The following is a 2,667-nucleotide window of genomic DNA, read 5'->3' as shown; positions in this document are numbered from 1 at the left end:
CAGACGTCGGCGAGCTGGTCGACGACCTGCGCCAGCGGCACGTTGCGCCCGATCGCCAGGTGGTGCACGACGGCGAGGGCCAGCACCAGGTCGGCCCGGGCCCGGGTGCCGAACGCGGCCCGCTCGACGCCGCGCCAGCCGCCGCCGGGCGACGGGTCGGCCAGGTCCATCACCAGCGGCAGCACCCGCCGCTGGTCCTCGGCGCGCAGCGCGGCGTACAGTTCGTCGACCACGGTCGGGTCCTGCTCGACGGCGACGACGTAGCCGGCGTACCGCGCGGCGAGGCGGGCGTACCGGCCGTCGTTGGCGCCCAGGTCGAGCACCAGGCCGGGCGGCGCTCCGGCGGTCAGCGCCAGCTCGACGAAGCGCTCCTTCGCGGCCCTGTCCGCGGCGGAGTAGCTGCACGTGCGCTGGTAGTCGGCCCAGTGGCTGCGCCCGCTCCGGGGACGCAGCCGTCGGACCAGCTTCTCGATCCGGCGTACGGCGGCCAGCGCCAACTCCCGGGAGAACCCGGCGGTGCGTAATTGCTCGCGCACATCGCCGCTGGTGGCGTCGGCGTGCCGTTGCTGCATCGCGGAATGCAGGTGCACGTGGGTGGGCACGCCCGGCAGCAGCCGCCGGACGCCGGTGAAGAGCCGGCGCATCTGCTCCGGCGGGATGCCGTCGACCTGGGCCCGCAGCCAGGGCTGGAAGTCCACGCCGAGGTGGGCGGTGAGCAGCAGCGGGTAGAGCAGGGTCTGGCAGAACTGCCGGTAGCCGGCCCAGGGTTCGCCGTCGCGGGCCGGCTCGAACGAGCCGACGTCGATGAAGACCGGCGCGACGCCGCGCCACTGGAGGTTGTAGGCCGAGCCGTCCTTGGTGGTGAAGCCGGCGGCCAGCGCCGCGCGCAGGATCTCCAGGTGCAGCAGGGCCGCGTCGCGCAGCATGCCGAACGACCATTCGTACGGGTGGGAGACGAACGGGATGCGTTCGTGGCGCAGCACGGCGGCCCACGGCACGTCGGTGCCGGCGGCGTAGCGGGCCGGTTCGACCGGCTCGGTGCCGCAGACCTTGCCGGCGGCGAGCAGCGGCGGAAAGAAGTCGCTGGCGGACAGGGCCCGCCAGTGCTCGGCCGCCCGGGCGTCGAGCCCGCGCAGGACCTCCCCGTCGGCGTAGAAGACGCGGTTGGCCGGGTCGCGGAACGAGCCCGGCTCGGCCCGGACTTCGGTGTGGAGCATGGCCATGGCCCGGTGCCCCGCTCAGGAACGGTCGGTGCGCTGGCGGCGGTACCGGGCCGTCAGCCGGCGCCAGTAGAGCTTCGCGGCCACCGCCGCTCCGGCCACCCCTCCGACCACCGCCTGCACGATCAGGCTGCCGGATCCCGCGTCCAGGTAGGCCAGGTGCATCACGGCCGCTCCTTCCCCTCGCCGTCTCGGAGCCGACCCCGGGGCACACGCCGTCTGGGGTGTTCATGCCCAAAAGCCGGACTTGTCTCGTTGCCACCGTACGCGACGCTCGGTGCCCTCGAGGCCACACCGGCCAGTCCGCCGGTGTCCGTTCCGGTCAAGACGCGACGGTCGCCGCCGACCCCCCCGGCTGAGCCTGGCGTTCCGGTGCGCCGACCCGGCGGAGGTGGACCGCTGCCGGACCGAGCTGACCGGGGCCGGGTTCCACGGCCACCTGCCGCCGGGGGAGGCGCCGCTGGCGGCGGGCCGTGTCCGACCTATGCGGTCGCTGTGGGACCCGTGAACGCCGGCAACACGACGGTGAACACCGTATGACCTGGGCGGCTCCGCACCTCGACGCGGCCGTGGTGGGCGTCCACCACGGCCGCCACGATGGCCAGGCCGAGGCCGGTGCTGCCGTGGGCGCGCGAGCGCGAGCTGTCGCCCCGGGCGAAGCGTTCGAAGACCTCGCCCTGCAGGTCGGCCGGAATGCCGGGGCCGTCGTCTGCGATGCCGAGCACGGCCCCGTCGGGCGCGGCGGCGAGCCGGGCGGTGACCGTCGTGCCGGGAGGGGTGTGCACCCGGGCGTTGGTCAGCAGGTTCGCCACCACCTGATGCAGCCGGGCGGCGTCGCCGGGCACCACCAGCTCCGTCCCGGGCAGGTCGAGCTGCCAGCGGTGCTCGGGGCCGGCGACGTGGGCGTCGCTGACCGCGTCGACGACCAGGGCGGTCAGGTCCACCGGCTCGACCGCGAGGGGCCGGCCGGAGTCGAGCCGGGCCAGCAGCAGCAGGTCGTCGACGAGGCTGGTCATCCGGGTGCTCTCCGACTCGACCCGGCGCAGCGCGTGCGCGACGTCCGGCGGGACACGGTCCCGGCCACGGCGGGCCACCTCGGCGTACCCGCGGATGGCGGCCAGGGGGGTACGCAGCTCGTGGCTGGCATCGGCGACGAACTGGCGTACCCGCGTCTCGCTGGCCTGCCGGGCGGCGAGCGCGGCGGCGACGTGCCCGAGCATCCGGTTGAGCGCGGCGCCGACCTGGCCGACCTCGGTGCGCGGGTCGGTGTCGGCCGCCGGCACCCGCACCGACAGGGCCACCTCGCCCCGGTCCAGCGGCAGCTCGGTGACACGGGTGGCGGTGTCGGCGACCCGGCGCAGCGAGCGCAGGGTCGCCTGGCCGATGAGCGCGCCGAGGCTGCCGGCGACGAGCAGGCCGGCGGTGGCGACGCCGGCCTGGGCCAGCA

Annotated in this window: 3 protein-coding genes; all 3 read right to left on the bottom strand. The window is 75.6% G+C overall.

Features of this window, described 5'->3' with window-relative positions:
- The coding region (locus MCAG_RS28190) for a methyltransferase (protein ID WP_083802381.1) at positions 1 to 1,223 on the bottom strand (1,223 nt) is incomplete at its 3' end.
- Between the two features lie 15 nt (positions 1,224 to 1,238).
- Positions 1,239 to 1,388, bottom strand: coding sequence for a hypothetical protein (locus tag MCAG_RS34100; protein ID WP_165949904.1), 150 nt, complete (start codon positions 1,386 to 1,388; stop codon positions 1,239 to 1,241).
- Between the two features lie 314 nt (positions 1,389 to 1,702).
- A partial coding sequence (locus tag MCAG_RS28185) for a cell wall metabolism sensor histidine kinase WalK (RefSeq protein WP_083802379.1) occupies positions 1,703 to 2,667 on the bottom strand: 965 nt, incomplete at its 5' end.

The sequence above is a fragment of the Micromonospora sp. ATCC 39149 genome (assembly GCF_000158815.1).
GTDB lineage: Bacteria > Actinomycetota > Actinomycetes > Mycobacteriales > Micromonosporaceae > Micromonospora.
This window is presented reverse-complemented; position numbering and strand designations above follow the sequence as displayed.